The sequence below is a fragment of the Mycobacterium sp. Soil_C_30 genome, assembly GCF_057656995.1.
Map to the genome: position 1 here is coordinate 392,709 of NZ_JBDGJH010000002.1, position 26,360 is coordinate 419,068.

Below are 26,360 nucleotides of genomic sequence, written 5' to 3' on the forward strand. Positions count from 1 at the left end.
CGGTTGGAGTGTACGGCCGGAGTTAGGTGACTTCCGCGTTGGTGCGCGGGAATCCGCCGCCCTGCGGGAACAGTGGGAACACCACATCATCGAGCTTGCCCGCGTCGCCGGAGGTCTTGTTCACCGTGGCGGCCCAGACGTTGCCGTCGCCGGAGAGTTGCAGCGCCCAGGCGTGGCCGTGCTGGTCCTGGCGTACCACCTCGGGCTCGCCGGTGACAGCGCCGGTGCCCTGAGCCAGCCGCACCGCCACCGTCTGTTTGGTGTTGACCAGGTTCACCAGGATGGTGCCCTCCAGCGCGGCGCACCCGGCCACACCCGGTTTGTTCGCCCACTCCCACACCGTGGAGGTCTTCGAGTCCTTGGTGATGCGTTGCAACCGGTCGGCGGTGGGGGTGCGGTCGGTGATGTAGAGCGCCCCATCGGCCGGATCGATGCACATGCCGCCGCCGGCTCCCATGCCCGACATCGCCGTCGTCGTCGGTGCCTGGTCGACGGTGGTGGGCTGCTCGATGCGCAGCACCTTGCCGGCCAACGAACCTGGGTCGGCGGCCAGCGCAGGATTACCCGCGTCACCGGTCTGCACCAGCAGCGTGGTGGGGCTGGTGAAGATCAGCGAGCCGGAGTTACCCGTGGCGCCCTTCGGGATACCGGTCAGGATGTCCTTGGGCACGTCGCCCTCGGCGATCCGGATCACCCGGTTGTCGGTCGGGGTGCTGACGTAGGCGTACATCAGGCGGTCCTGCGTATAGGTGGGGGACTTCACGATGTCGAGCAGGCCGCCGTCACCGGAGCCGTCGACCGGAATGGTCAGCTGCACCCTGGGTTCGGCGCTGATCGACACCTGCTTCACCACACCGGTGGTGCGCTCGGCCACCAGGGCGGTCTTGCCGTCTCCACCCATGATCAGCCCGCTGGTGCTCTCCAGGCAGCCCTGCATGACACCGGGCGCCGGGCATTCCTTGGGGAACGGTTTGGCCGGCAGTGGCGGCGGCGGTGGCGGCGTCGACGGGGGCGGCGGGGCCAGCTGCGGCGCGGTGGTGAACGGCTGCGACTGAGCATCGTCGAACCGGGCGCATCCAGTGGACAACGTCAGCGTGACCGCCAACCCCGCACACGACGCAGCCACCAGCCGACGGTTCACCATGCCAGCCAGGTTACGGATTGTCCGGCGCTGCGCGCCACGCACGCTCGCGCTCGTCACGCGGCGGTACCGAATCGTCACAATATTGCCAGGCAAAAGCGCCGCTCAAATCCCCGATTCCTGGAATTTTGGACCTACCCTGGCTCCCGTGACCAGTCCATCGAATGACCCCTCCTGGCAGCGGCCTGACACCGCATCCCCCGGGACGGGTACCTCGAAGCCCGGGTCGGCGAGTCTGGTCGACCCCGAAGACGATTTGCCGTCGGCCACCTACGGCGGCGACTTTGAGACCACCACCATCCCGCATTACGGAGAGCAATCCCCGTACCAGAGTTCGGTGGGCTACAGCAGCCACCCGCAGAGCAACGGTCTGGGGCTGCTGAACGACCCCGAACCGCTGCCGTACGTGCAGCCCCAAGCGGCGCGCGGCCCGATGATCGGACCCACCGAGATCGAGCCGGAAGACTACGACCGCGCCCGCCACGCGAACCGTCGTGGCACCCAGGACCTGGGCTTGCTGATCCTGCGCGTGGGTTTCGGTGCGCTGCTGATCGCGCACGGCCTGCAGAAGATCTTCGGCTGGTGGGGCGGCTCCGGGCTCGGCGGCTTCCGCGAATCCCTGGAAGGGCTGGGCTACCAGTACGCCGAGATCCTCACCTACGTCGCCGCCGGCGGTCAGATCGCCGCCGGTGTCCTGCTGGTGCTGGGTCTCTTCACGCCGTTGGCGGCAGCGGGTGCGCTGGCCTTCCTGATCAACGGGCTGCTCGCGGCGGTGTCCGCGCAGGAGAACCCCGGGCTGGTGTTCTTCCTGCCCGACGGCCAGGAGTTCTGGCTGACTCTCATCGTGGTGGCGGTCGCGATCATCCTGGTGGGCCCGGGCCGGTACGGCTTCGACGCCGGCCGGGGGTGGGCGCGACGGCCGTTCATCGGCTCGTTCGTGGCGCTGCTGCTGGGCGTCGGCGCCGGAGTGGCGGTGTGGGTGCTGCTCAACGGCGCCAACCCGCTGGCCTAGCTGTACGGATTGGGCACCCGGCCGCCGCTGGCCTCGGTCAGCAGCGGCAACGTCGCGAACGTCACCGCAGGCAGCCGTAACTGAGAGCCATCGGTGAGTTGCGCGCGCGCCCAGGCACTCTTCTCGAACCGCAATCCCTTGATCTGCTCCCATCGCACGGTGGTGCTGCGCAGCAGTGTGCGGGCCGTGACCGTCTCACGGTCGGCGACGGTGCGCCAACGGATGACCGAAGCGGACAGCAGCACGGGGATGATCAACAACGGGGTGGTCCAAGGCCAGTTGAGCACCGGCACCAGCAGCCCCAGGGTGAAGAACCCGACGGCGAAGTGGGCCATCTGCGACATCTTGATCACGACCGGTTTCCCGGTCGGCTGTCCGGTCTGTGCTGCCGATGATCGCGAACTCACACCTGCCATGCTCCCACGATCTGTCTGGACGGCCGGAATTTGACTCGTGACCTGTGCGGAAGCTAACGTCACGTGTTATGCGGTCTCTCGGAATGCTTGTAGTAATTGGTCAGCGCGTTGGTGCGTGACCGCACGTAGCTACAAGCACCACCAACGCGCAACCCTCGTACAGCAGCCAGCTGACGGGGGTTTTTTGTTGCCCGCCGTCAGAGATCGTCGCTGTAAACACCCACAATTCGACACCTGAACCCATTGAGGACACCGTGAGCGCACCCACGAAGCGACCACCGGAACCCGCCGCTCCCAAGCCGGCCAACGGAACCCCGGTGCATGCTGGTAAGCCCGCAGGCAAGAGCGCAGCGAAAAGAGTTGCGCCGCATCAGCTCACGGGAGCCCAGTCGGTAATCCGGTCGCTCGAGGAACTCGACGTCGACGTCATCTTCGGTATCCCCGGCGGCGCCGTGCTGCCGGTCTACGACCCGCTGTTCGACTCGCAGAAGCTGCGCCACGTGCTGGTCCGCCACGAACAGGGCGCCGGGCACGCCGCCAGCGGGTACGCACATGCCACCGGCAAGGTCGGCGTCATGATGGCCACCTCGGGCCCCGGGGCCACCAACCTCGTCACTCCGCTGGCCGACGCGCAGATGGACTCCATTCCCGTCGTGGCGATCACCGGCCAGGTGGGCCGCGGACTGATCGGCACCGACGCCTTCCAGGAAGCCGACATCTCCGGCATCACCATGCCGATCACCAAGCACAACTTCCTGGTGCGCGACGGTGACGACATCCCGCGGGTGATGGCCGAGGCATTCCACATCGCCCGCAGCGGTAGGCCCGGCGCGGTGCTGGTCGACATCCCCAAGGACATCCTGCAGGGTCAGTGCACTTTCAGCTGGCCCCCGGAGATGGATCTGCCCGGTTACAAGCCCAACACCAAACCGCACAGCCGCCAGATCCGCGAAGCCGCCAAGCTGATCGCCGCCGCGCGTAAGCCGGTGCTCTACGTCGGCGGCGGCGTGATCCGCGGGGAGGCCCACGAGCAGCTGCTCGACCTGGCTGAGCTGACCGGAATCCCGGTGGTCACCACGCTGATGGCACGCGGGGCGTTCCCCGACAGCCACCCGCAGAACCTCGGTATGCCGGGTATGCACGGCACCGTGGCGGCGGTGGCGGCACTGCAGAAGAGCGACCTGCTGATCGCCCTGGGCACCCGCTTCGATGACCGGGTGACGGGCAAGCTCGACTCGTTTGCGCCCGAAGCCAAGGTGATCCACGCCGACATCGACCCCGCCGAGATCGGCAAGAACCGGCACGCCGACGTTCCGATCGTGGGCGACGTCAAGCACGTCATCACCGATCTGACCGAGGTGCTGCGCCAAGACGGGGTTTCGGCCGGCACGCTGTCCACCGCGAACTGGTGGGAGTACCTGTCCGGGGTGCGCTCGACGTATCCGTTGAGCTACGCCCCGCAGAGCGACGGCAGCCTGAGCCCGGAGTACGTCATCTCCAAGCTGGGTGAGATCGCCGGCCCGGAGGCTGTGTACGTCGCCGGGGTGGGGCAGCACCAGATGTGGGCCGCGCAGTTCGTCAAGTACGAGAACCCGCGCACCTGGCTGAACTCCGGCGGTCTGGGCACCATGGGCTTCGCCGTGCCCGCGGCCATGGGCGCCAAGTTCGGGCGGCCCGAGGCCGAGGTGTGGGCCGTCGACGGCGACGGCTGCTTCCAGATGACCAACCAGGAGCTGGCCACCTGTGCCATCGAGGGCGCGCCCATCAAGGTGGCCTTGATCAACAACGGCAACCTGGGCATGGTGCGGCAGTGGCAGACGCTGTTCTACGAAGAGCGGTACAGCCAAACGGATCTGGCCACCCACAGCCGTCGCATCCCCGATTTCGTCAAGCTGGCCGAAGCGTTGGGATGTGTCGGATTGCGTTGCGAGCGTGAGGAAGACGTCGAGGCGGTGATCGCCCAGGCCCGCGCCATCAACGATCGGCCGGTGGTCATCGACTTCGTGGTCGGCGCGGACGCGCAAGTGTGGCCGATGGTCGCCGCCGGTGTGAGCAACGACGAGATCCAGGCCGCGCGCGGTATCCGCCCGCTGTTCGGCGACGCGGAAGAAGGGCACGCCTGATGGCCACCACCACGCACACCCTGTCGGTGTTGGTCGAGGACAAACCGGGCGTGCTCGCCCGAGTGGCCTCGCTGTTCTCGCGCCGCGGGTTCAACATCCAGTCGCTGGCGGTCGGTGCCACCGAGCAGAAGAACCTGTCGCGGATGACGATCGTCGTCTCCGTCGAGGACTTCCCGCTGGAGCAGATCACCAAGCAGCTGAACAAGCTGATCAACGTGATCAAGATCGTCGAGCAGGACGAGGACAACTCGGTTTCCCGCGAACTGGCACTGATCAAGGTGCGCGCCGACGCCGCCACCCGTGGACAGATCATCGAAGCTGTTAACTTGTTCCGGGCCAAAGTGGTTGACGTCTCCGCCGAATCACTGACGGTGGAGGCCACGGGCACGCCCGGTAAGCTCGAGGCGCTGCTGCGCCTGCTGGAGCCGTACGGGATCCGCGAAATCGCCCAGTCCGGAATGGTCACGCTGGCGCGCGGGCCGCGCGGCATCGGCAAATAACCGACGTTCGCTAGAAGAGCGAGAAAGAGAAGGAAACCAAAAGTGGCAGTTGAGATGTTCTACGACGACGACGCGGACCTGTCGATCATCCAGGGACGCAAGGTCGGCGTGATCGGCTACGGCAGCCAGGGGCATGCGCACTCGCTCTCGTTGCGCGACTCCGGTGTTGACGTCAAGGTGGGCCTGCGCGAGGGCTCGAAGTCCCGCGAGAAGGTCGAGGAGCAGGGCCTTGCCGTCGATACCCCGGCCGAGGTCGCCAAGTGGGCCGACGTCATCATGCTGCTGGCACCCGACACCGCGCAGGCCGAGATCTTCACCAACGAGATCGAGCCGAACCTCGAGGACGGCAACGCGCTGTTCTTCGGGCACGGGCTCAACATCCACTTCGGCCTGATCAAGCCGCCCGCCAATGTCACCGTCGGCATGGTCGCTCCCAAGGGTCCCGGCCACCTGGTGCGTCGCCAGTTCGTCGACGGCAAGGGTGTGCCCGCGCTGATCGCCATCCACCAGGACCCCAAGGGTGAAGGCCAGGCGCTGGCGCTGTCCTACGCCAAGGGCATCGGCGGCACCCGGGCCGGCGTCATCAAGACCGACTTCAAGGAAGAGACCGAGACCGACCTGTTCGGTGAGCAGGCCGTGCTGTGCGGCGGCACCGAGGAGCTCATCAAGGCCGGCTTCGACATCATGGTCGAGGCCGGTTACGCCCCGGAGATGGCGTACTTCGAGGTGCTGCACGAGCTCAAGCTCATCGTCGACCTGATCTACGAAGGTGGCATCGCCCGGATGAACTACTCGGTGTCCGACACCGCGGAGTTCGGCGGCTACATCTCCGGCCCCCGCGTCATCGACGAGGGCACCAAAGACCGGATGCGCGCCATTCTCAAGGACATCCAGGACGGCAGCTTCGTCAAGCGCCTGGTCGCCAACGTCGAAGGCGGCAACAAGGAGCTCGAAGGCCTTCGCAAGCAGAACGCCGAGCACCCGATCGAGGTCACCGGCAAGCAGCTGCGCGACCTGATGAGCTGGGTCGACCGGCCGATCACCGAGACCGCCTGATTTGTGATTTCGGCGCGCTCGTAACCGCTGCGCGGTTACGAGCGCGCCGAACTCGCTTTTCTGGCCAGGAACGTGTGCACGATGTCGCGTTGCCAGCCGGGCACGGTCTCGCTGCGAACCGAGCTGAAACCGATCTCCCGTAAGCGCTGCTGAAACGCGCTGGCCCCGTCGAAGCGGTTCACACTGGTGCGCAGATAGCGGTACAACCCCGCATCGCCGGTTTTGATGCGGCCGGACGGGATGATCACCGCGCAGCTGACGAAATTCCACACCGCGGTGGCCACCAGGGAGTCACGCACCGAATAGTCGTGCACCGCAAGGGTTCCGCCGGGCCGCAGGAGGTTCAAGAACGACCGGAGCCCCGCGTCCTTGTCGGGCAGGTTCCGAATCAGATAGGCGGCGAAGATCCCGTCGAACGGACCTTCGACGCCCGCATCCGCGAGATGCTCGACATAGCTGTGCACGAAGCGCACTGAATCCGGCCAGTTCTTCTTGCGGGCTTCGGCCAGCATGCCCGCCGATCCGTCGACGGCGATGATCTCGGCTTCCGGTGCGGCGGCCAGCAACGCCGCCGTGGACAGACCGGTGCCGCACCCGGCGTCGAGCAGGCGAAGGCCGCGGCCCGCCTCCGGAAGTCCCATCCGTTCGGCGGAGAGCCGGAGATGATCGTTGTAGCCGGGATTGGCGCCGACCAGCGCGTCATAGGCGTGGGCGCCCGAGTCGAATGCGACGGGCACGTCGTTTCCCCGGTCCCTCTGATCACGGCGCACAACGCACCTCTACCCGCTGTGTGGAGATCGCAACCGTCCCGGCCGAAGCGACGGCAGCTTCTTGATGCCGAATTCCCGCCGCAGCACAGTCCGCGCGGCGTAGTAGCCCGCCATCCCGTGCACACCCCCACCGGGTGGAGTGGCCGACGAACACAGATAAGCCCCCGAGATCGGCGTGGACCATGGATTGAGACGCAGGGCGGGGCCGGTGACGGCGCTGAACATATTGTTGCCGCCGACGCCGATGTCACCGCCCACCAGGTTGGCGTTGTGGTGGGACAGGTGATTGGCCGTCGTACTGCGCACCGCCACCACCAGATCCCGGAATCCGGGTGCGAACCGCTCGAAAATGCTTGTGACGGCTTCGGTTTGGTCGACGGGCGAACCGAACGGCACATGCGCATACGTCCACAGCGGGCGGCGGCCGGCCTCGTCGATGCGGGTGGGGTCGGCCAGGTGCGGCAGCGCGGCCAGCACCATCGGCCAGTCGGCGTGCCGGCCGGCGGCGATCTCCTTCTCGGCCAGCGCCATGTGTTCACGGGTACCGCCCAGGTGCAGGGTGGGCGCCGGCGCCAGGCGCGGGTCTTTCCACGGGATCTCACCGGAGAGCACAAAATCGACCTTGGCGACTCCCGGTCCGAAGCGGTAGTTCCGCAAGGTTTTTGCGTACCGCTCCGGAATGCGATCGCCGTAGATGTCCAGCAGGGCGGTGGGGGAGGTGTCATAGAGCACCACGCCGCGGGGTGCGGTGGTGACCGGTTCGCCAGCGGTCAGCACTCCGCCGTGCGCGCGCAGATCGGCGATCAACGCGTCGGCGATCGCCTGACTGCCGCCCACCGGTACCGGCCAGCCCACTGAATGCGCAAGGGTGGCCAGCATCAGCCCGGCCCCAGCGCACACCAGCGACGGCATCTGTGAAATCACATGGGCGGCAACACCACTGAACAACGCCCTGGCATCGGTGCCGCGTAACAACCCCCAAGCCGGGGTGCCCTGTTCGGCAATGCGGCGGGCGACGCGGACCGCGGCCACCAGATCCGGTGGCACGGATCGTTTGTCACCGAGCAGCAAGCCGACCACACCGGGGGAACGTTCGGCGAGCGGACCCAGCAGACGTCGCCACGAGGCGCCGTCGGACAGCTCGGCGGCAGTGCGCTCGATGTCGTGATAACCGATCGCTGCCGGACCGTCCGGCAGCGGATTGCCGTAGGAGATCTCCGGCACCGCCAGCTCGACGCCCCGGGCCGGCAGGTCGAACTCGGCCAGGAACGGCGAGGCCAGCGCCAGCGGGTGAATCGCCGAGCAGATGTCGTGACCGATCCCGGGGTACTCCGGGTCGGGGAGAGTGCGCGCACCCCCGCCGTAAGTGGTCTGTGCCTCGAATACCTGCACCGACAGGCCTGCGCGAGCCAGGATGACGGCGGCGGTCAACCCGTTGGGACCGCTTCCGACGATGGTGACGTCCACCGTCATATTAGAGCCCACTACGCTGTCTGCCGTGAGCTTGCCTGTAGTACTCATCGCCGACAAACTCGCCCAATCCACCGTCGCCGCCCTCGGCGACCAGGTGGAGGTGCGGTGGGTGGACGGACCGGACCGCGAGAAACTCCTGGCCGCGGTGGTCGACGCCGACGCACTCCTGGTGCGCTCGGCCACCACCGTCGACGCCGAGGTACTGGCGGCGGCGCCCAAACTGAAGATCGTCGCGCGCGCCGGTGTCGGCCTGGACAACGTGGACGTCGACGCCGCCACGGCGCGCGGTGTCCTGGTGGTCAACGCACCGACGTCGAACATCCACAGTGCGGCCGAACACGCGCTGGCCCTGATGCTGGCCGCAGCCCGCCAGGTTCCCGCTGCCGACGCCACGCTGCGGGAGCGGACCTGGAAGCGCTCGTCGTTCTCCGGCACCGAGATCTTCGGCAAGACCGTCGGTGTCGTCGGCCTCGGCCGCATCGGCCAACTGGTCGCCGCGCGATTGGCGGCGTTCGGCACCCACGTCGTGGCCTATGACCCGTATGTCTCGCACGCCCGCGCGGCCCAGCTGGGAATCGAACTGCTCAGTCTCGATGAACTGCTGGCTCGGGCGGACTTCATCTCGGTGCACCTGCCCAAGACCCCCGAAACCGCGGGCCTGATCGGTAAGGAAGCGCTGGCCAAGACGAAGCCCGGCGTGATCATCGTCAACGCGGCCCGTGGCGGGCTGATCGACGAACAGGCGCTCGCCGACGCGATCAACAGCGGTCACGTCCGCGGCGCTGGCCTGGATGTCTTCGCCACCGAACCCTGCACGGACAGTCCGCTGTTCGATCTGCCCCAGGTCGTGGTCACCCCGCACCTGGGCGCCTCGACCGCAGAGGCACAGGACCGGGCCGGTACCGATGTCGCCGCCAGTGTGCGGCTGGCCCTGGCCGGTGAGTTCGTGCCGGACGCGGTGAACGTCGGCGGCGGTGTCGTCGGCGAGGAAGTGGCGCCGTGGTTGGAGATCGTGCGCAAGCTCGGCGTCCTGATCGGTGCGCTGTCCACTGAACTGCCGGTGTCGCTGTCGGTGCAGGTCCGCGGCGAACTCGCCTCCGAAGAGGTTGAGGTGCTGCGGCTCTCGGCGCTGCGGGGGCTGTTCTCGGCGGTGATCGAAGATCAGGTGACCTTCGTCAACGCTCCGGCGCTCGCGGCCGAGCGGGGCGTGGCGGCCGAATTGAGCACCGCCTCGGAGAGCCCCAACCATCGCAGCGTCGTCGATGTGCGCGCCGTGTACGCCGACGGCGCCTCCAACAATGTGGCAGGCACCCTGTCCGGACCGCAGCTCGTCCAGAAGATCGTGCAGATCAACGGGCGCAACTTCGACCTGCGCGCCGAGGGTGTCAACCTCATCATCAACTACAACGATCAGCCCGGGGCGCTCGGCAAGATCGGCACGCTGCTGGGCGGCGCGGAGGTCAACATCGTTGCCGCCCAACTGAGTCAGGACGCCGACGGCGAAGGGGCCACCATCATGCTCCGACTGGACCGCGATGTCCCTGACGAGGTGCGACAGGCCATCGGAACCGCTGTCGACGCCGTGACGCTGGAAGTGGTTGACCTGTCATGAAACTAGCGATCATCGCCGGCGACGGTATCGGCCCCGAGGTCATCGGCGAAGCCGTGAAGGTGCTCGACACCGTGCTTCCCGGCGTCGAGAAGACCAGCTACGACCTGGGCGCCAAGCGCTACCACGCCACCGGCGAGGTGATGCCCGACGGGTTGGTCGAGGAACTCAAGGGCCACGACGCGATCCTGCTCGGGGCCATCGGCGATCCGTCGGTGCCCAGCGGTGTGTTGGAGCGGGGTCTACTGCTGCGCATGCGCTTCGAGCTCGATCACCACATCAACTTGCGGCCGTCCAAGCTGTACCCGGGGGTCAACAGCCCGCTGGCCGGGAACCCGCCGATCGATTTTGTGGTGGTTCGTGAGGGCACCGAGGGGCCTTACACCGGTACCGGCGGCGCCATCCGCGTGGGCACCCCGCACGAAGTCGCCACCGAGGTCAGCCTCAACACCGCCTTCGGTGTGCAGCGCGTGGTGCGCGACGCCTTCACCCGCGCGCAGCAGCGGCGCAAGCATCTGACCCTGGTGCACAAGACCAACGTGTTGACCTTCGCCGGAAAGCTGTGGTCGCGCATCGTGGGCGAAGTCGGTGAGGAGTTCCCCGACGTCGAGGTGGCCTACCAGCACGTCGACGCGGCGACGATCCACCTCGTCACCGATCCGGGCCGCTTCGATGTCATCGTCACCGACAACCTGTTCGGCGATATCGTCACCGACATCGCCGCAGCGGTGTCCGGCGGGATCGGCCTGGCGGCCAGCGGCAACATCGATGCCACCCGCACCAATCCGTCGATGTTCGAACCGGTGCACGGCAGCGCCCCGGACATCGCGGGCCAGGGCATTGCCGACCCGACGGCGGCCATCATGTCGGTGGCCTTGCTGTTGGCGCACGTCGGTGAGCCGGAAGCGGCGGCCCGCGTGGACAAGGCCGTCGAAGAACACCTGGCGACTCGTGGTGACGAAAAGCTGTCGACATCAGCTGTCGGCGAGCGGATCGCGGGGAAGCTGTAGCTCGGGCGGCGGTCCGGCTCGCGTCGCTCACCCGGCAGTGCTGGCTGTTCGCCATCGGTTCGACGCTGTTCGCCGTCGCCACCATTCCCGGGATCGGCCCGCCGGCCGTCGCGGCGAACACGTTGTGCTTCATCGGCTCGTGGTTGTTCACCACCGCTGGTTGGATGCAGCTGGTGCTCAGCGATCCGCGCAGAAGGCTTGAATGGCTCTCGGCGGCAACACAATTCGCAGGTACCGTGCTGTTCAACGTCAGCACCGGAACCGCGGTGTGGGCCACGGCCGTCACCACTGAACGGCGCTTCGTGTGGGCTCCGGACGCCACCGGGTCGGTGGCGTTCCTGGTCAGTGGGATCCTGGGGCTGATGTCGCTGACGGCGATGCGCTCGCGGAACGGGTTGGCCGCATGGATCAACATGGTGGGCTGTGTGGCCTTCGGTGTGTCCGCCCTGGGCGCGTTCGTGTTCAAGACCGGTGCGTCGGCCAATGCGACACTGGCCGATCTGGGCACCTTCCTCGGTGCGCTCTGCTTCCTGACGGCCGCGTTGCTGGTGCTGCCGCGGCGTCAGGTCCGCGGCAGGTAGCGGCGGATGTAGCGCGGTAGCAGTGTGGCGCCGGCCAGTGCCATGACCCCGGCCGCTGCGCACGCGATGCTCAGTGACGACACCGCCACCAGCGCTGAGATCGCCAGGGGGGCAAGCGAGGGGGTGAAGTCGGTGATCAGCCGCCACGAGCCCAGGAACGGGCCGGGGTTGTGCGGGTCGGCCAGGTCCGAGCCCATGGTCGCGACGACGCCTGCGCTGATCCCGTTCCCGGCCGCCATCAACAGTGTGGCGGAAATGAACCAGAGCTGGCTCGCGGGAAGGTAACCCGCCACCGCCATCACGATGTGGGTGAGACCGAAGATGACCATGGGAGGCACCGCCACCCACATCCGGCCCCACCGGTCGATGATGATGCCGCCGACATAGGTCAGCGCGAAATCAACTCCGGCCGCCGCTCCCACCAGCACCGCCACCGACACGGCGTCCATGCCCAGCGCGACGCCCACCAGCGGAACGAAGATCTTGCGCGTCATCCGCACGGTGCCCAGGATCGACGTCACGGTGCCCAGCCGCAGCAGCACGCCGCGGTTTTGCCGCAGAGTGGCCAAAACCCCAGGCGCAGCCCGGTTCTTCTCCGCCGCCGGCGCTGAGCCTGCCACGCCGCGGGGAAACCGAACGCAGGCCACGAGGGTGAACAACAGGACGTCGGTGGCGATGATCACCACAAACGCGCTGCGGGTGTCGTCGGCCAGCCACAGCGCGGCTGCGGCCATGAACGGGCCGACGAACATGCCCAACCTGTTGAAGCTGGCCACCAGTGCCAGCGAGCGGCCGCGCACCTCGACTGGCACCGCCACGGTGATCCAGGCGTGCCGGGCCATCTGAAACACCGCGACCCCGCTGCCCATCAGGAACGAACTGGCCATCAAGACCGGTAGCGAGGGGGCCAGGAATGCACACACCCCACCGATCAACGTGGTGACCACGGCGGCGAGCATGACCGCTTTTTCACTGAACCGGGACACCAGCGAGCCGGACGGCAGTGCAAACAGGAGCTGGCCGACGGGGAGCATGGCGGCCGTGACGGCCGCCAATCCGTAACTCGCGCCGAAGTCCACGGCCGCGATGGGGATGGCCGGGACGACGGCGCCCTGGCCGGCGCCGTGCAACAGGTTCGGGATCAGGGCCGTCGGACTGAGTTGACGCCACGGCACCCGAATTTCAGTGGCCCGCGAGGAGGGCGAGATGAGTACCTCCTTGCAGCACTCGAATTAGTTCTGACTTCGTACTATTGAATCTATCGTCACCCTGGTGCTGTGTCTCGATTTTGTTGCGAGAGGCCGGTTTTTCCATCCCACGACTCGGGAAGATAGTTCATACTCGAAACCAAAAGTTGTCGGGACGGGGTAATGGTGGCCAGTGAATCACCTTTGGTCACCCGTTTACGGGTGGCCTCGATGCGGTTGGCCCAACGGGTGCGGCAGGAGGCCGGTAATGACGCCGACCTTTCACCGTCGCGATTCGCGGTGCTGTCGTTCGTGGTGTCGAACGAGCAGATCCGGATGACTGATCTGGCGCGCGCCGAGAACCTCGGTAAGTCGACCATCACGCGGATCGTTTCCCGGTTGGCGGACCAGGGTTTCGTGCGGTTGGTCCCCGATCCGCGGGACGGCAGATCCACCTTGGTTGTCACCACCGCGGCAGGTCGCGAGGTGGTGACGGCCACCGCCGCGCAATTCGACGCTTACCTCGACGAGCGGTTACGCGGGTTCACCGACCTCGAACGCAGTGCGCTCGAGGTCGCCGTTCTGGCGATGGAACGCTTGTCCGAGCCCGAAAACTGAGTCAGGCGGGGGTCTTCGGCGCGGTCCGCAGCGGGTCGGCGTCCACCGGCACCAACGGGACTGCCGCCAGCGGAAACAGCGCGCACACCGCAAAGGCCGCCGGATACCCGGCCACCCCGATGAGCCCACCGAACAGCGGTGCCGCGACGGCCGTGGCGAGATGCTGGCTGGTGTTCTGAGTGCCCAGTGCCCGGCCGCTCCAGAACGGCCCGGCGATCTCGGCGATCGCGGTGAACGCCAAACCGTTGTCGGCCACTGTGATCGCCGATGCCATGAGGATGACAGCAATGCTGATGGGGGAGTCCAGCCAATCGGTCAGGGCGAGCAGCCCCATGGTCGCTGCGGCGGCCACCGAGATGAATCTGATGGGCCGCAATCGTTGCCCAACGCGGTCCGACCAGTAGCCTGCGGCCACTCTCGCTGCGGCGCCCAGGAGTTGGGCGACGCCCACCAGTAACCCCGCCGCGGTCGGTGACCAGCCGCGGTCGGCGATCAGCCAGACCAGCGTGAACGTCCACACCAAAGCCTGTGGAACCACCAGCAACACGGAGATGGCATGGATGCGGACCAAGGCCGCCGACCCACGGTAAGGATTGGCCAGGTCCTGGGCAGGAGCCTGCGCGCGAGGCGGGCGCGGCGGATCGAGTACGCCCACACCGCAGACCAGGGCAGAAACCGCACACACGATGGCGGGGAACAGTAGCGCCACCGAGACGCCCTCGGCGGCGGCCAGCCGAGGAATCACCAAGGCGCCCAGCCCCGCTCCCAGTGGCACAGCCGTCTGGCGGATACCCATCACCAGGCCTCGCTGGTGCGGAGGAAACCACCCGACCACCAGTCGACCGCTGGCGGCATTCGAGCTCGCGGCCGCCATGCCGCCCAGGAAGAGGAACACGCCGACGGCCACCAACGACTGCACCGACGCGGCCGCGAACGCCGCTGCGGAGGTCAATGCGGCGCCGGCGGTCAGCACGAGCCGCTCGCCCAACCGGTCGACGGCGTAACCCCACACGATCAGTGTCGCCACCATGCCGAATGACGGGAGTGAGGCGATCAGGCCGGCTGCGGCGAGATCGAGGCCGCGTTCGGCGTGCAATGTGGGGATCAGAAAGGCGATCCCGTTGATGAACACGTTGGTGAACAGCGTCGAGATGAGCGCGATCACCAACATCGACCACCGGCGCACGGAGCCGATCGCGTAGGCGGGCATAGCTGACATGGTGCCACGGTGTCTCAATATGCTGAATTCACGTCTCGAAATATGGGACGGGTTTCGCGGCTGGGTACGGTGACCTGGTGACGGCCAGCAGAACATCGCGATACCTTGCGGCGGCACTGTTGTGCCTTGCCGCCTTGATCGGCACCCCCGCAACGGCGTACGCCGCCACTCCGGTCTGGTCGGGACTGGACGCGCGCTTCTTCGACGGCGCGATCCCGCCCCCAGGCCGGCTGATCACATCGGTGCCGCTGGACCCGGCGCTGTCGGTCACCGGCGCTGGACGTGCCTATCGGATCTTGTACTCGACACTCGATCAACACGATTCGGCCGCGGTGAGTACCGGTGCGGTGTTCCTCCCCAAGAGCGCACCGCCGGAAGATGGCTGGCCGGTGCTGGCCTGGGCACACGGAACGGTGGGTCTCGGTGACGACTGCACACCGTCGGCGCTGCCGCGCAGCCCGCGCGATGACGAGTACCTGTCGCACTGGCTGGATCAGGGTTATGCCGTGGTGGCCACCGACTACGCCGGCCTGGGCACGCCGGGGCTGATGAGCTATCTGAACAGCGTCACCACCGCGCGCGGCGTCGTCGATTCCGTCATCGCCGCACACCAATTGGACGTTGCGCTCTCACCGCAGTGGGCGGTGGTCGGGCAGTCCCAGGGTGGCGCGGCCGCCGTCAGCACCGCGCGCTGGGCCACTGAATTCAGTGCGGGTTCCGGACTGGACTACCGGGGTGTGGTGGCCACCGGCACCCCGGCCAACATCGAGCGGATCGTCAAGCGTGCCGGACCCGATTTCGACGTCCCCGAGGTGGCGCCGGTGGCCAACGCCTACACCGCCTATATCGTGGCCGCTCTGCGCGAGGCCCACCCCGAGCTACGGTTGGATTCCGTGCTCACGCCCGCGGGGGCGGCCGCCGCCGAACGGGCAGAAACCGTCTGCGTCGGTCCTCTGGCCGACGAACTGGCCGACTTCACACCGGCTGCATTCTTCAGTGCGCCGCTGGCGTCCATCCCCGGGATCGACGCGGCACTCGACAGCTTCATGGGGATTCCGGCCAGCGGCTACGACCGCCCGCTGTTCCTCGGCGTCGGCCTGCTCGACCGCGATGTCCCACCGAGTTCAACGCTGACGTTCGCCGACGAACTACGGGCCAGCGGCCAGGACGTCGAGCTTCGTGTCTATCCCGACGAGGACCACAGCGGCACCGTACTGGCGTCGACGGCCGACTCGACACCGTTCCTCCAGCGGATGTTCGCTCTGCGCTGACCCCAATGGTGGTGGGCTGGCCCTCGTCGCCCACCACTAGCCCTGTTGGTGGTGGCTCTCCTGCCCGGTTGCTCGTGCCTCGCAACCGCCTCGTCGCCCACCACTAGGCTTGACCCATGCGTTTGGGTCGAATCGCCAGCCCCGATGGGGTCGCTTTTGTCAGCATCGAAGGAGACGTCGGCACCGGTGACGCTCCCGGTGACGCTGTGGTACGCGAAATCGCCGAACATCCGTTCGGTACGCCGACGTTCACCGGGCGGCAGTGGCCGCTGGCCGATGTCCGGCTGCTGGCGCCGATCCTGGCCAGCAAGGTGGTGGCGATGGGCAAGAACTACGCCGCCCACGCCGAGGAGATGGGCGGGACCGCGCCCGAGGATCCGGTGATCTTCCTCAAGCCCAACACCGCGATCGTCGGTCCGAACGCGCCGATCCTGCTGCCCGCCGATGCTTTTCCGGTCCACCACGAGGGCGAGCTGGCCATCGTGATCGGCCGGCCGTGCAAGGATGTGCCTGCCGCGCGAGCCGCTGAGAACATTCTGGGCTACACGATCGCCAACGATGTCTCGGCACGGGATCAACAGCAGCAGGACGGTCAGTGGATGCGCGCCAAGAGTCACGACACGTTCTGTCCGGTGGGCCCTTGGATCGTCACCGATCTGGATCCGGCCGATCTGGAATTGCGTACCGAAGTCAACGGTGAGGTACGGCAACGTAGCCGGACCTCGCTGATGATCCACGACATCGGCGCCATCGTCGAGTGGGTGTCGGCGGTGATGACGCTGCTCCCCGGTGACCTCATCTTGACCGGCACGCCGGAAGGTGTCGGGCCGATCGAAAACGGCGACTCGGTGAGCATCACCGTCGAGGGAATCGGTACCCTCACCAATCCTGTTGTGCGTAAAGGGAAATGATGACGAAAGTTCGAGTCCGGTTCTGTCCGTCCCCGACCGGGACTCCGCATGTAGGTTTGGTGCGGACGGCGTTGTTCAACTGGGCCTACGCCCGACACACCGGGGGCGACTTCGTTTTCCGGATCGAGGACACCGACGCCGCGCGCGACAGCGCCGAGAGTTACGCGGCGATCCTGGACGCCCTGCGCTGGCTGGGCATGGACTGGGACGAAGGCCCGGAGGTCGGCGGTCCGTACGCGCCCTACCGGCAGTCCGAGCGTAGCCAGATCTATCGCGACGTGGTGGCCAAACTGTTGGAAGCCGGCGAGGTCTACGAGGCCTTCTCGACGGCCGAGGAGGTCGAGGCCCGACACATCGCGGCGGGCCGGAATCCGAAACTCGGCTACGACAATCACGATCGTGATCTGACCGAGCAGCAGCGGGCCGAATTCCGCGCCCAGGGGCGAAACCCCGTACTGCGGCTGCGGATGCCGGATGAGGATCTGTCCTGGGATGACCTGGTGCGCGGGCCGACGACATTCGCCGCGGGTTCGGTACCGGATTTCGCGATCACCCGCGGCAACGGGGATCCGTTGTACACCTTGGTCAATCCGGTGGACGACGCGCTGATGAAGATCACCCACGTCTTGCGTGGCGAGGACATCCTGCCGTCGACACCGCGTCAGATCGCGTTGTACCAGGCGCTGATCCGGATCGGGGTGGCCGACCGGGTACCCGAGTTCGCACACCTGCCAAGCGTTCTGGGCGAGGGCAACAAGAAGCTGTCCAAACGCGACCCGCAGTCCAATCTCTTCCTGCACCGTGATCGCGGGTTCATCCCCGAGGGGCTGCTGAACTACCTGGCGCTGCTCGGATGGGGGATCGCTGACGATCATGACGTGTTCAGCCTCGACGAGATGGTGGCGGCGTTCGACGTCCGCAACGTCAACTCCAACCCGGCCCGCTTCGACCAGAAGAAGGCCGACGCCATCAATGCCGAGCACATTCGGTTGCTCCCACCCGAGGAGTTCACCCGCCGCCTCAGCGCCTATTTCGCCACACACGGGTACGACACCGGACTCGACGACGCCGGCTTCGCCGAGGCGGCCGCACTGGTGCAGACGCGCATCGTGGTGCTCAGCGATGCCTGGGGCCTGTTGCGGTTCCTCAACGACGCCGAGTACACGCTGGACCCGAAATCAGCGGCCAAGGAGCTCGGCGCCGCCGGGGCCCCGGTGCTCGACGCCGCGGTCTCGGCGCTGGAAAGCGTCGGCGACTGGACCACCGAGAACATCGAGGCCGCGCTGAAGACCTCGCTGATCGACGGGCTCGAACTCAAACCACGCAAGGCGTTCGGCCCGATCCGGGTTGCCGCCACCGGCTCGTCGGTGAGCCCGCCACTGTTCGAATCGCTGCAATTGCTGGGTCGCGACCGCAGCCTGCAGCGGCTGCGGGAGGCGCCGCGGGCCTAGGCAGGGGTACTCGGCCGGCGGCTGGTAAATCGGCCCCGAAATCTTTGGTAGTCTCTTCGTCGGCCCACAACAGTCGGGACAGCACCGCAAGACCGCGCGAACATCGCGAGAAACGGCGCTGACCAGCGGTTATGAGCCGTATTGGGGTATGGTGTAATTGGCAACACAGCTGATTCTGGTTCAGCCATTCTAGGTTCGAGTCCTGGTACCCCAGCTGGAGCAGGCGATTAGGTTGGCGCAACGCGCTGAGCTATGCTGCTCTCCGGTCCACACCGAGAGATTTCTCCCGGCGCGGACCACACGGATTGGTTCTGGCCCCGTCGTCTAGCGGCCTAGGACGCCGCCCTCTCACGGCGGTAGCGTGGGTTCGAATCCCATCGGGGCTACCAATCAACCTCCCTCATCACCGAGGCCCGTTCGGGGCCGTTGAACCCGCGAGCGGCATCGCCGGCAGGCCGAGCTTGCGGTGATCCCACGACCGGGTGCGGTTGGCAGCCAGACGCACGGCCACCCGCTTGTTCATCATCAGTTCGACCCCGGCCTTCATATCCTCGCTGTAGGGGCCGGTATAGCGCTCCCAGACGCTCACACCGACCCGGAAACACGTCTCCGGGTCGTCGACGATCTCAGCGCGCCCCTCGAAGGACACACCCCGCAGGGTGTCGTAGGTGTCGCCGTCCTCGATCAGGAAGGTGAACCGGGGGTCGCGCATCAGGTTCACGGCCTTCTGTGACTTCGCCTTGGTCTCGAGCCAGATCTCACCGTCGATGACGCCGTACCACATCGCCACGAGATGGGGTTGACCGTCGGCGCCGATTGTGGCGAGCGTTCCGGTGCGGCTGGTGACGACGAATTCAGTGATCTCATCGGTGGCCATCACGATCTGCGAGCGCTGGTTGCTTCCCATCCCGTGAGTGTCGCAGAGAACAGCATCCGGCTCGGCCAGGGGCCTGTCACAGCCTGCGGGTCAACGCCTCCGAGGCCGCCAACAGGTCAGCCGCCCAGCGGGCGCCGGGCCGCCTTCCCATCCGGTCGATCGGTCCCGACACCGACACCGCGGCGATCACAGCACCTCTGGCGTCGCGCACCGGTGCTGACACACTGGCGACCCCGGCTTCGCGTTCGGCCGCGCTCTGTGCCCAACCCCGCTTGCGTACCTCCACCAAGGTGCGATCGGTGAATTTCGCCGACGGCAGCACCGCCAGCTGGGTGGCCGCGTCCGCGTACGCGAGCAGGACTTTCGCGCCAGAGCCGGCGGTCATCGGCAGCCGGGTGCCGATGGGCACCGTATCGCGAAGGCCGACAGGCGGTTCCAACGCCGCGACGCAGATCCGGCTGGTGCCGTCGCGCCGGTAGAGCTGCACACTCTCGCCGGTGATCTCGCGGAGCCGGGGTAATACCGCGGCGCCCGCAGAAAGCAGCGAATCGTGAACATGGGCGGAGAGCTCGCTGATGGCGGGTCCGAGAAGCCAGCGTCCCTCCGGGTCGCGGGCCAGAAGTCGGTGTACTTCGAGTCCGGCCGCGAGCCGGTGTGCGGTGGCCCGTGGCAGACCGGTGCGCTCGCATAGTTCCGCCAGACCGCATGGGGAATCGGCGACCGCATGCAACACACCCATCGCTTTGTCGAGAACGCCGATACCGCTATCCTGTCTCACAGTGAGATACTAGCGTCCCGCATGTTGAGATAACCAGCCCAAGCGTTTCTCACTCCCTGCGGTACGGAAATTTGACGAATCGAGATGTGATGGCCAACGAGCAGCAGCCCCGGACCATGGCCGAAAAGGTGTGGGCCGACCACGTCGTCGCGTCAGGCGACGGCGAACCCGACTTGATCTACATCGATCTGCACCTCGTGCACGAGGTCACCAGCCCGCAGGCCTTCGACGGACTCCGGCTGGCCGGACGGCCGGTACGGCGCCCGGACCTGACGATCGCCACCGAAGACCACAATGTGCCGACGATCGACATCGACAAGCCCATCGCGGATCCAGTGTCGCGCACCCAGGTGGAGACGTTGCGGCGCAACTGCGAGGAATTCGGTATCCGCCTGCATCCGATGGGCGACACCGAGCAGGGCATCGTCCACATCATCGGCCCGCAGCTGGGCCTGACCCAGCCGGGTATGACGGTGGTGTGCGGTGACAGCCACACCTCGACGCACGGAGCGTTCGGATCGCTGGCCATGGGTATCGGAACGTCGGAGGTGGAACACGTCCTGGCCACCCAGACCCTGCCCCTGAAACCGTTCAAGACCATGGCGGTCAACGTCGATGGTCAACTGCCCGCTGGCGTTACGGCCAAGGACATCATCCTGGCCGTGATCGCCAAGATCGGTACCGGCGGCGGCCAGGGCCACGTCATCGAGTACCGGGGCAGTGCCATCGAGTCACTGTCGATGGAAGGCCGGATGACGGTCTGCAACATGAGCATCGAAGCGGGCGCGCGAGCGGGCATGGTGGCGCCTGACGAAATCACTTATGAATTCTTGAAGGGGCGCCCGCACGCGCCCACGGGTGCGGACTGGGACAACGCGGTGGCGGCCTGGGACCGGTTGCGTACCGATGAGGGCGCCGAATTCGACACCGAGGTCTACATCGACGCCTCGACCTTGAGCCCGTTCGTCACCTGGGGAACCAATCCGGGCCAGGGGGTGGCGCTCTCGGCGTCGGTTCCCGACCCGGAACTGATGACCAATGACGCCGACAAGCAGGCGGCCGAGAAGGCGTTGGCATACATGGACCTTCGTCCGGGTATGCCGATGCGAGAGATCACCGTCGACACCGTCTTCGTCGGGTCGTGCACCAACGGCCGGATCGAGGACCTGCGCGCCGCGGCCGAGGTGTTGCGCGGGCGCCAGGTGGCCGACGGTGTCCGGATGCTCGTCGTCCCCGGGTCCATGCGGGTCAAGGCTCAGGCCGAATCCGAAGGGCTCAGCGACGTTTTCCTCGCCGCGGGTGCCGAATGGCGGCAGGCGGGGTGCTCGATGTGCCTCGGCATGAATCCCGACCAGTTGGAACCGGGACAGCGCTGCGCCTCGACCTCGAACCGAAATTTCGAAGGCCGTCAGGGCAAAGGTGGACGCACCCATCTGGTATCGCCCTTGGTGGCGGCAGCCACGGCCGTGCGCGGCACCTTGTCATCGCCGGCAGATCTCGACGCCTGAGTCAGCCCCCCCTCCAGAGTCTTCAAGGAGTATTTCGATGGATGCCTTTCACACCCACACCGGCATCGGTGTCCCATTGCGCAGGTCGAATGTGGACACCGACCAGATCATCCCGGCGGTCTACCTGAAGCGGGTAACCCGAACAGGTTTCGAGGACGGATTGTTCGCCGCTTGGCGAAATGACCCCGGTTTCATTCTGAATCTGAGTCCATTCGACAAGGGCTCGGTGTTGGTCGCCGGCGCCGATTTCGGAACCGGTTCCTCCCGCGAACATGCCGTGTGGGCGCTCATGGACTACGGCTTCCGGGTGGTTATCTCGCCGCGTTTCGCCGATATTTTTCGGGGTAACGCCGGCAAGGCCGGGCTCTTAGCGGCGGAAGTCACACAAGACGATGTGGAACTGCTGTGGAAGCTCATCGAGCAGAACCCCGGTATGGAAATCACTGTGAATCTTCAAGATCGGAATATCACCGCCGGAACGGTGGTGGTGCCGTTCACCATTGACGATTACACGGCATGGCGGTTGCTCGAAGGACTCGACGATATAGGCCTTACGCTGCGGAAACTCGATTCGATCGAGGCATTCGAGGCGTCCCGGCCGGAGTGGAAACCCCGCACGCTTCCCGTTCCTTGAGAGCGCCGGGCGCCCCGAATTCGGGGCGCCCGAGCGTGGTTCGGAGCCGGTCCGGAGCCGCTCCGAAATGGTGGATTGACCCCCGAAGGGGCCCAAGCTGATTGCCGAATTCTCGGTCAGAAGCGCCTGAAATTGCGCGTGGCTCTTGGAAATCAGCCTTGACAGGGTTTACCGTGTCCTCTAGTCGGTTCAGACAGGACCACTGGCTTCGGAGGATTTGCATGAACAAAGCAGAGCTCATCGACGTACTCACGGAGAAATTGGGCTCGGACCGTCGGCAGGCGACGGCCGCCGTCGAGCACGTCGTCGACACCATTGTGCGTGCGGTGCACAAGGGCGACAGCGTCACCATCACCGGCTTCGGTGTTTTCGAGCAGCGCAAGCGCGCAGCCCGTGTCGCGCGCAACCCGCGCACCGGAGAAACCGTGAAGGTGAAGCCGACCTCCGTCCCCGCCTTCCGTCCGGGCGCACAGTTCAAGGCCGTTGTCTCTGGCGCACAGCGCCTCCCGGCCGAGGGCCCCGCCGTCAAGCGTGGTGTGGTGGCCGGCCCGGCCAAGCGCACCGCCGCCAAGAAGTCTTCACCCGCGAAGGCGGCGAAGAAGGCACCTGCGACGAAGGCGGCCCCGGCCAAGAAGGCCACCGCTACCAAGGCAGCTCCGGCCAAGAAGGCCACCGCCACCAAGGCAGCTCCGGCCAAGAAGACCACCGCCACCAAGGCAGCTCCGGCCAAGAAGACCACCGCTGCGAAGAAGACCACCGCCACCAAGGCGGCTCCGGCCAAGAAGACCACCGCCACCAAGGCGGCTCCGGCCAAGAAGGCTCCGGCTGCCAAGAAGGCTCCGGCCACCAAGGCTCCGGCCAAGAAGGCTCCCGCCGCCAAGAAGGCCACCGCTGCCAAGAAGGCTCCGGCTGCCAAGAAGGCTCCGGCCAAGCGCGGCCGCAAGTAGGCCGAGCTCGTCCACAGCACAATCAAATACGCCGCGGGTGTCAGGTACACCCGCGGCGTATTCGTGTTGGTGAGGTGTCAGCCGGTGGCCAGTGGACTGTCGATGTGGTCGGCAGAGATCAGCCGACCCTCTGAGATCGAGAGCACCCACGTGCTGCCCTTGCGATTACGCGACTTGTCCGGCCGGACCCCGTCTCGTTCGCACCACCACTCGATGAGGCCGGGAATCACCTTCCCCTGGCTACAGATCACGCGGGTGCCGGGCTGGTCGGCAATCTCGAGCATGCGCTGCCGGGCCGCTTTCCGGCTGTCGGCGTAGGCCTCTTCGGTCAGCGCGGGTTCCTCGTTGATCGTGACACCCAGCTCTTCAGCCAACGGCTCCAGCGTCTGGGTGCAGCGCACGCGGTCGGCGGCATGCAGGTCGGTGGCGCCGAAAGCCGAGAGCACAGCGACGAGCGATTCGGCCTGGGCCCGGCCGTGCTTGTCGAGCGGGCGCTTGCGGTCGTCACCCTTGTAGCGACTCTTGCGGCCCGCCGTGGCGTGCCGGACCACCAGCACCGTCTTGGTGTCCGCCGGTTGTTTGGTGAACCGGCGCAGGACTTTACGGTCCTGGGCGTAGCCCAGCCGGGTCAGCGCATCGGAGACCGGCAGCCAGAGCAGCTTGTCCACCTCGTCATTGGGCGTGAATTCACCCGGCGAACAGGTCGGGTCGACGCGCGCAGCCCAGTACCGGACCTTCTTGGTGCCCTGTTCGATCGGATAGCTCACCGACGTGAGCCGCCGTCCCAGCTGCGCGCGGAAACCCGTCTCTTCGGCGATCTCCCGCACCGCGGTCACCGGTTCTATCTCACCCGGGTCCACCTTGCCTTTCGGCAGCGACCAGTCGTCATACCGCGGACGGTGGATGACTGCCACCTCGACGGGGGTCGAGCCGTCGCCCGTCCAGTCCTCCAGCGGTCGCCACAGCACCGCACCGGCGGCCCGCACCACTGCGTGGGGCCGGTGCGCGGTGCGAGCATCCGAAACCTTGGGGTTCTTCGACACCCTCACTCCTGCAGATCAGTTGGTGCCGGCTCAGGGATTTCGGTGCTTCTCCATCAAGGAAACCTGATGGTCGCGCACCGTCTGCCCCTCGAACGGCAGGGCGGTCCAGTGACCATCGGCGGCGAGTTCCCAGCAGCGGGTGGCGGGATCCATCGCGGATTCGAACACCTCGTCCAGCTGAGCGGTCAGCCGTGGATCCTTCACCTGCGCCATCACTTCGACCCGGCGGTCGAGATTACGATGCATCATGTCGGCGCTGCCGATCCAGAACTCATTGATGGCGCGGAAGTGAATAATCCGCGAGTGTTCGAGAAAACGACCGAGAATCGAGCGCACCACGATGTTCTCGGAGAAACCCGGCACCCCGGGCCGGAGCGCACAGATGCCGCGCACCACCACTTCCACGCGCACCCCTGCCTGTGAGGCGCGGTAGAGCGCATCGATCACCTGCTCGTCGACGAGTGCGTTGGCCTTCAACCGGATCCGGGCATCGGCACCGTCGGTGGCCGCGGCGACCTCCCGCTCGATGCGTTCGATGATGCCCTTGCGCACGCCGTGCGGGGCCACCAGCAGGTTGCGGTAGCTGACTTTTCGTGAGTACCCGGTGAGGGAGTTGAAGAGATCGGTCAGGTCGGCGCCGATATCGGGTGAGGCCGTCAGCAGGCCGACATCTTCGTACAACCGTGCGGTTTTCGGATTGTAGTTGCCCGTGCCGATATGGCAGTAGCGGCGGATGGTCGATCCCTCACGCCGCACCACGAGGCAGGTCTTGCAGTGGGTCTTGAGCCCGATCAGCCCGTAGACCACATGTACGCCTGCCTTTTCGAGTTCACGGGCCCACTTGATGTTGGCCTGCTCGTCGAACCGTGCCTTGATCTCGACCAGGGCAACCACCTGCTTGCCCGCTTCGGCCGCGTCGATCAGCGCGTTGACGATGGGGGAGTCGCCGGACGTGCGATACAGGGTCTGCTTGATCGCGAGGACGTTCGGATCAGCGGCGGCCTGTTCGATGAAACGCTGCACGGTGGTGGAGAAAGAATCGTAAGGGTGGTGTACCAGCACGTCTCCGTCGCGCAGGGTGGAGAAGATGCTCTTGGGGGTTTCCCGCTCACCGAACGCCGGCGGTGTGGCGGGAACGAACGTGCGGTCCTTGAGTGCGGGCCGGTCCACTCCATAGATCTGCCACAGTGACGACAGGTCCAGAAGTCCTGGAACCTCGATGACGTCGCCGGGATTGACATCGAGTTCGCGCAACAGCAGCTCGAGCATGTTCTCGGTCATGTCGTCGGCGACTTCGAGTCGCACCGGTGAGCCGAACCGGCGGCGCGCCAGTTCCCGCTCCAGCGCCTTGAGGAGGTCTTCATCGCGGTCTTCTTCGACCTCAAAATCGGCGTTGCGGGTGATGCGGAATGCGTGGTGCTCGACGATCTCCAAGCCGGGAAACAGCACGGGCAGAAACGCCGCGATGAGTTCCTCCATCGGCAGGAACCGCACGACCCCCTTCCCCCGGGCGGCGCCGTCGCCGTCATCGCCGTCGCGGCCGGCCAGTTCAACGAACCGGTCGACGTTGTCGGGAACCTTGATGCGTGCGAAATGCTGTGTCTTGTCCTCGGGCTGGCGCACCGTGATGGCCAGGTTCAGGCTCAGCCCACTGACAAACGGGAAGGGGTGAGCAGGGTCCACGGCCAACGGTGTGAGGACAGGGAACACCTGCTCGTGGAAATAGGTGGACAGCCGCGACCGCTCGGCGTCATCGAGATCGGACCAGGTGACGACGAGGATGCCCTCCTCGGCCAGCGCAGGACGGACCGCGTCGAGGAAAACCCTGGCGTGCCTGCTGGCGATCTGCTGCGTGCGTTCAGCGATGCGGCGCAGCTGTTCCCGCGGGGAGAGTCCGTCTGCGGAGCGCACCGACAAACCCGTCTCGTCGCGACGTTTGAGCCCAGCCACCCGCACCATGTAGAACTCGTCGAGATTGGAGGCGAAGATGGCCAGGAACTTGGCCCGCTCCAACAGCGGCAGTGACGGGTCGGCCGCCAGCGCCAGGACCCGCGCATTGAAGTCCAGCCAGCTTAGCTCGCGGTTGAGGTAACGGTCCTCGGGCAGGGCGTTGTCGGCCGCGGCGGCCGTGGCCGCCGGCGGTGAGTCCGGGGTCGAGTCAGTGGCGACCCAACCGTCAGTGCTGGCTTCGCTGGTCTGCTGGGCTTCGGTCACGCCTCCGATCA

Annotated in this window: 24 protein-coding genes and 2 tRNA genes; 16 read left to right on the forward strand and 10 right to left on the reverse strand. The window is 66.5% G+C overall.

The features are described from left to right. Positions 1-22: 22 nt before the first annotated feature. The gene (locus AC3A6P_RS04825; protein WP_487689057.1) at positions 23-1,144 is read right to left on the reverse strand and encodes a PQQ-dependent sugar dehydrogenase; all 1,122 of its coding nucleotides are present in this window, start codon (positions 1,142-1,144) and stop codon (positions 23-25) included. 145 nt (positions 1,145-1,289) lie between these two features. Here AC3A6P_RS04825 and AC3A6P_RS04830 point away from each other — a divergent pair, with 145 nt between their 5' ends. Beyond that, positions 1,290-2,153, forward strand: a complete 864-nt coding sequence (locus AC3A6P_RS04830; protein ID WP_487689058.1) for a DoxX family protein — start codon at positions 1,290-1,292, stop codon at positions 2,151-2,153. Here AC3A6P_RS04830 and AC3A6P_RS04835 read toward each other — a convergent pair. Next, entirely contained in the window at positions 2,150-2,569 is a 420-nt protein-coding gene (locus AC3A6P_RS04835) for a PH domain-containing protein (RefSeq protein WP_487689060.1), read from the reverse strand. The genes AC3A6P_RS04830 and AC3A6P_RS04835 overlap by 4 nt on opposite strands. Before the next feature lie 254 nt (positions 2,570-2,823). Here AC3A6P_RS04835 and AC3A6P_RS04840 point away from each other — a divergent pair, with 254 nt between their 5' ends. Genes AC3A6P_RS04840 through ilvC form a run of 3 tightly spaced genes read left to right on the forward strand, consistent with a single transcriptional unit; the run spans position 2,824 to position 6,248 of the window. Continuing rightward, on the forward strand, positions 2,824-4,692 hold the full coding sequence (locus AC3A6P_RS04840; protein WP_487689062.1) for an acetolactate synthase large subunit: 1,869 nt from the start codon (positions 2,824-2,826) through the stop codon (positions 4,690-4,692). After that, complete coding sequence (gene ilvN / locus AC3A6P_RS04845; RefSeq protein WP_487689064.1) at positions 4,692-5,192, forward strand: acetolactate synthase small subunit; 501 nt, start codon at positions 4,692-4,694, stop codon at positions 5,190-5,192. The genes AC3A6P_RS04840 and ilvN overlap by 1 nt, the downstream gene beginning before the upstream one ends. A 54-nt stretch (positions 5,193-5,246) precedes the next feature. Next, positions 5,247-6,248, forward strand: coding sequence for a ketol-acid reductoisomerase (ilvC, locus tag AC3A6P_RS04850; RefSeq protein WP_487689386.1), 1,002 nt, complete (start codon positions 5,247-5,249; stop codon positions 6,246-6,248). 35 nt (positions 6,249-6,283) lie between these two features. Here the strand turns inward: ilvC and AC3A6P_RS04855 are convergent, their stop codons facing one another. Together AC3A6P_RS04855 and AC3A6P_RS04860 are read right to left on the reverse strand one after the other, a co-directional pair. Beyond that, positions 6,284-6,985, reverse strand: a complete 702-nt coding sequence (locus tag AC3A6P_RS04855) for a class I SAM-dependent methyltransferase (protein WP_487689066.1) — start codon at positions 6,983-6,985, stop codon at positions 6,284-6,286. Positions 6,986-7,027: 42 nt separating this feature from the next. Continuing rightward, positions 7,028-8,485 carry a phytoene desaturase family protein gene (locus AC3A6P_RS04860; protein WP_487689068.1) on the reverse strand — a complete coding sequence of 486 codons (1,458 nt, stop codon included), beginning with the start codon at positions 8,483-8,485 and terminating at the stop codon, positions 7,028-7,030. A 31-nt stretch (positions 8,486-8,516) separates the two neighbouring features. On the opposite strand from AC3A6P_RS04860, the gene serA reads away from it, so the two are divergent. The 3 genes from serA to AC3A6P_RS04875 are packed head-to-tail and all read left to right on the forward strand — an operon-like array spanning position 8,517 to position 11,691. Continuing rightward, a complete protein-coding gene (gene serA, locus AC3A6P_RS04865; RefSeq protein WP_487689070.1) occupies positions 8,517-10,103 on the forward strand; it encodes a phosphoglycerate dehydrogenase in 1,587 nt (528 codons plus the stop codon). Beyond that, positions 10,100-11,110 (forward strand): 3-isopropylmalate dehydrogenase, encoded by a 1,011-nt coding sequence (locus tag AC3A6P_RS04870; RefSeq protein WP_487689072.1) that lies wholly within the window; start codon positions 10,100-10,102, stop codon positions 11,108-11,110. Before serA ends, AC3A6P_RS04870 begins: the two co-directional genes overlap by 4 nt. Positions 11,111-11,154: 44 nt before the next feature. Then, on the forward strand, positions 11,155-11,691 hold the full coding sequence (locus AC3A6P_RS04875) for a hypothetical protein (protein ID WP_487689388.1): 537 nt from the start codon (positions 11,155-11,157) through the stop codon (positions 11,689-11,691). Here the strand turns inward: AC3A6P_RS04875 and AC3A6P_RS04880 are convergent. Further along, entirely contained in the window at positions 11,673-12,866 is a 1,194-nt protein-coding gene (locus AC3A6P_RS04880) for an MFS transporter (RefSeq protein WP_487689074.1), read from the reverse strand. The two genes, AC3A6P_RS04875 and AC3A6P_RS04880, sit on opposite strands and share 19 nt — an antisense overlap. Before the next feature lie 243 nt (positions 12,867-13,109). Between AC3A6P_RS04880 and AC3A6P_RS04885 the strand changes: the two genes are divergently transcribed. Next, positions 13,110-13,496 (forward strand): MarR family winged helix-turn-helix transcriptional regulator, encoded by a 387-nt coding sequence (locus AC3A6P_RS04885; protein WP_487689076.1) that lies wholly within the window; start codon positions 13,110-13,112, stop codon positions 13,494-13,496. A 1-nt stretch (position 13,497) separates the two neighbouring features. On the opposite strand, the gene AC3A6P_RS04890 is transcribed toward AC3A6P_RS04885, so the two are convergent. Beyond that, on the reverse strand, positions 13,498-14,706 hold the full coding sequence (locus AC3A6P_RS04890) for an MFS transporter (RefSeq protein ID WP_487689078.1): 1,209 nt from the start codon (positions 14,704-14,706) through the stop codon (positions 13,498-13,500). 86 nt (positions 14,707-14,792) lie between these two features. Between AC3A6P_RS04890 and AC3A6P_RS04895 the strand changes: the two genes are divergently transcribed. The 5 genes from AC3A6P_RS04895 (at position 14,793) to AC3A6P_RS04915 (ending at position 18,737) form a co-directional block, all read left to right on the forward strand. Beyond that, positions 14,793-15,986, forward strand: coding sequence for an alpha/beta hydrolase family protein (locus tag AC3A6P_RS04895; protein WP_487689080.1), 1,194 nt, complete (start codon positions 14,793-14,795; stop codon positions 15,984-15,986). A gap of 116 nt (positions 15,987-16,102) precedes the next feature. Next, a complete protein-coding gene (locus tag AC3A6P_RS04900) occupies positions 16,103-16,897 on the forward strand; it encodes a fumarylacetoacetate hydrolase family protein (protein WP_487689082.1) in 795 nt (264 codons plus the stop codon). Further along, a complete protein-coding gene (gene gltX, locus AC3A6P_RS04905) occupies positions 16,894-18,348 on the forward strand; it encodes a glutamate--tRNA ligase (protein ID WP_487689084.1) in 1,455 nt (484 codons plus the stop codon). The genes AC3A6P_RS04900 and gltX overlap by 4 nt, the downstream gene beginning before the upstream one ends. A gap of 142 nt (positions 18,349-18,490) precedes the next feature. After that, positions 18,491-18,562, forward strand: a tRNA-Gln gene (locus AC3A6P_RS04910). A 99-nt stretch (positions 18,563-18,661) separates the two neighbouring features. Continuing rightward, positions 18,662-18,737, forward strand: a tRNA-Glu gene (locus AC3A6P_RS04915). 14 nt (positions 18,738-18,751) lie between these two features. On the opposite strand, the gene AC3A6P_RS04920 is transcribed toward AC3A6P_RS04915, so the two are convergent. Beyond that, positions 18,752-19,255 carry a pyridoxamine 5'-phosphate oxidase family protein gene (locus AC3A6P_RS04920; RefSeq protein WP_487689086.1) on the reverse strand — a complete coding sequence of 168 codons (504 nt, stop codon included), beginning with the start codon at positions 19,253-19,255 and terminating at the stop codon, positions 18,752-18,754. A 46-nt stretch (positions 19,256-19,301) separates the two neighbouring features. Next, positions 19,302-20,003, reverse strand: coding sequence for an IclR family transcriptional regulator (locus tag AC3A6P_RS04925; RefSeq protein ID WP_487689088.1), 702 nt, complete (start codon positions 20,001-20,003; stop codon positions 19,302-19,304). Between the two features lie 89 nt (positions 20,004-20,092). Between AC3A6P_RS04925 and leuC the strand changes: the two genes are divergently transcribed. From leuC to AC3A6P_RS04940, 3 genes are all read left to right on the forward strand, one after another. Beyond that, positions 20,093-21,511, forward strand: coding sequence for a 3-isopropylmalate dehydratase large subunit (leuC, locus tag AC3A6P_RS04930; protein WP_487689090.1), 1,419 nt, complete (start codon positions 20,093-20,095; stop codon positions 21,509-21,511). A gap of 37 nt (positions 21,512-21,548) precedes the next feature. Beyond that, entirely contained in the window at positions 21,549-22,145 is a 597-nt protein-coding gene (leuD, locus tag AC3A6P_RS04935) for a 3-isopropylmalate dehydratase small subunit (RefSeq protein ID WP_487689092.1), read from the forward strand. A 221-nt stretch (positions 22,146-22,366) separates the two neighbouring features. Further along, positions 22,367-23,092, forward strand: coding sequence for an HU family DNA-binding protein (locus AC3A6P_RS04940; protein WP_487689094.1), 726 nt, complete (start codon positions 22,367-22,369; stop codon positions 23,090-23,092). A 77-nt stretch (positions 23,093-23,169) separates the two neighbouring features. Here AC3A6P_RS04940 and mutT1 read toward each other — a convergent pair whose 3' ends face one another. Next, a complete protein-coding gene (gene mutT1 / locus AC3A6P_RS04945; protein WP_487689096.1) occupies positions 23,170-24,135 on the reverse strand; it encodes an 8-oxo-(d)GTP phosphatase MutT1 in 966 nt (321 codons plus the stop codon). A gap of 30 nt (positions 24,136-24,165) precedes the next feature. Then, on the reverse strand, positions 24,166-26,349 hold the full coding sequence (locus AC3A6P_RS04950) for an RNA degradosome polyphosphate kinase (RefSeq protein ID WP_487689098.1): 2,184 nt from the start codon (positions 26,347-26,349) through the stop codon (positions 24,166-24,168). Positions 26,350-26,360: the final 11 nt, after the last annotated feature.

What these genes read in the sequence shown, in the direction of transcription:
- AC3A6P_RS04825 (WP_487689057.1), bottom strand. Translation starts at nt 1,144, where the DNA reads ATGGTGAACCGTCGGCTGGTGGCTGCGTCGTGTGCGGGGTTGGCGGTC.
- AC3A6P_RS04835 (WP_487689060.1), bottom strand. Translation starts at nt 2,569, where the DNA reads ATGGCAGGTGTGAGTTCGCGATCATCGGCAGCACAGACCGGACAGCCG.
- ilvN (WP_487689064.1), top strand. Translation starts at nt 4,692, where the DNA reads ATGGCCACCACCACGCACACCCTGTCGGTGTTGGTCGAGGACAAACCG.
- ilvC (WP_487689386.1), top strand. Translation starts at nt 5,247, where the DNA reads ATGTTCTACGACGACGACGCGGACCTGTCGATCATCCAGGGACGCAAG.
- AC3A6P_RS04870 (WP_487689072.1), top strand. Translation starts at nt 10,100, where the DNA reads ATGAAACTAGCGATCATCGCCGGCGACGGTATCGGCCCCGAGGTCATC.
- AC3A6P_RS04885 (WP_487689076.1), top strand. Translation starts at nt 13,110, where the DNA reads ATGCGGTTGGCCCAACGGGTGCGGCAGGAGGCCGGTAATGACGCCGAC.
- AC3A6P_RS04890 (WP_487689078.1), bottom strand. Translation starts at nt 14,706, where the DNA reads ATGCCCGCCTACGCGATCGGCTCCGTGCGCCGGTGGTCGATGTTGGTG.
- AC3A6P_RS04900 (WP_487689082.1), top strand. Translation starts at nt 16,103, where the DNA reads ATGCGTTTGGGTCGAATCGCCAGCCCCGATGGGGTCGCTTTTGTCAGC.
- gltX (WP_487689084.1), top strand. Translation starts at nt 16,894, where the DNA reads ATGATGACGAAAGTTCGAGTCCGGTTCTGTCCGTCCCCGACCGGGACT.
- AC3A6P_RS04920 (WP_487689086.1), bottom strand. Translation starts at nt 19,255, where the DNA reads ATGGGAAGCAACCAGCGCTCGCAGATCGTGATGGCCACCGATGAGATC.
- leuC (WP_487689090.1), top strand. Translation starts at nt 20,093, where the DNA reads ATGGCCAACGAGCAGCAGCCCCGGACCATGGCCGAAAAGGTGTGGGCC.
- leuD (WP_487689092.1), top strand. Translation starts at nt 21,549, where the DNA reads ATGGATGCCTTTCACACCCACACCGGCATCGGTGTCCCATTGCGCAGG.
- AC3A6P_RS04940 (WP_487689094.1), top strand. Translation starts at nt 22,367, where the DNA reads ATGAACAAAGCAGAGCTCATCGACGTACTCACGGAGAAATTGGGCTCG.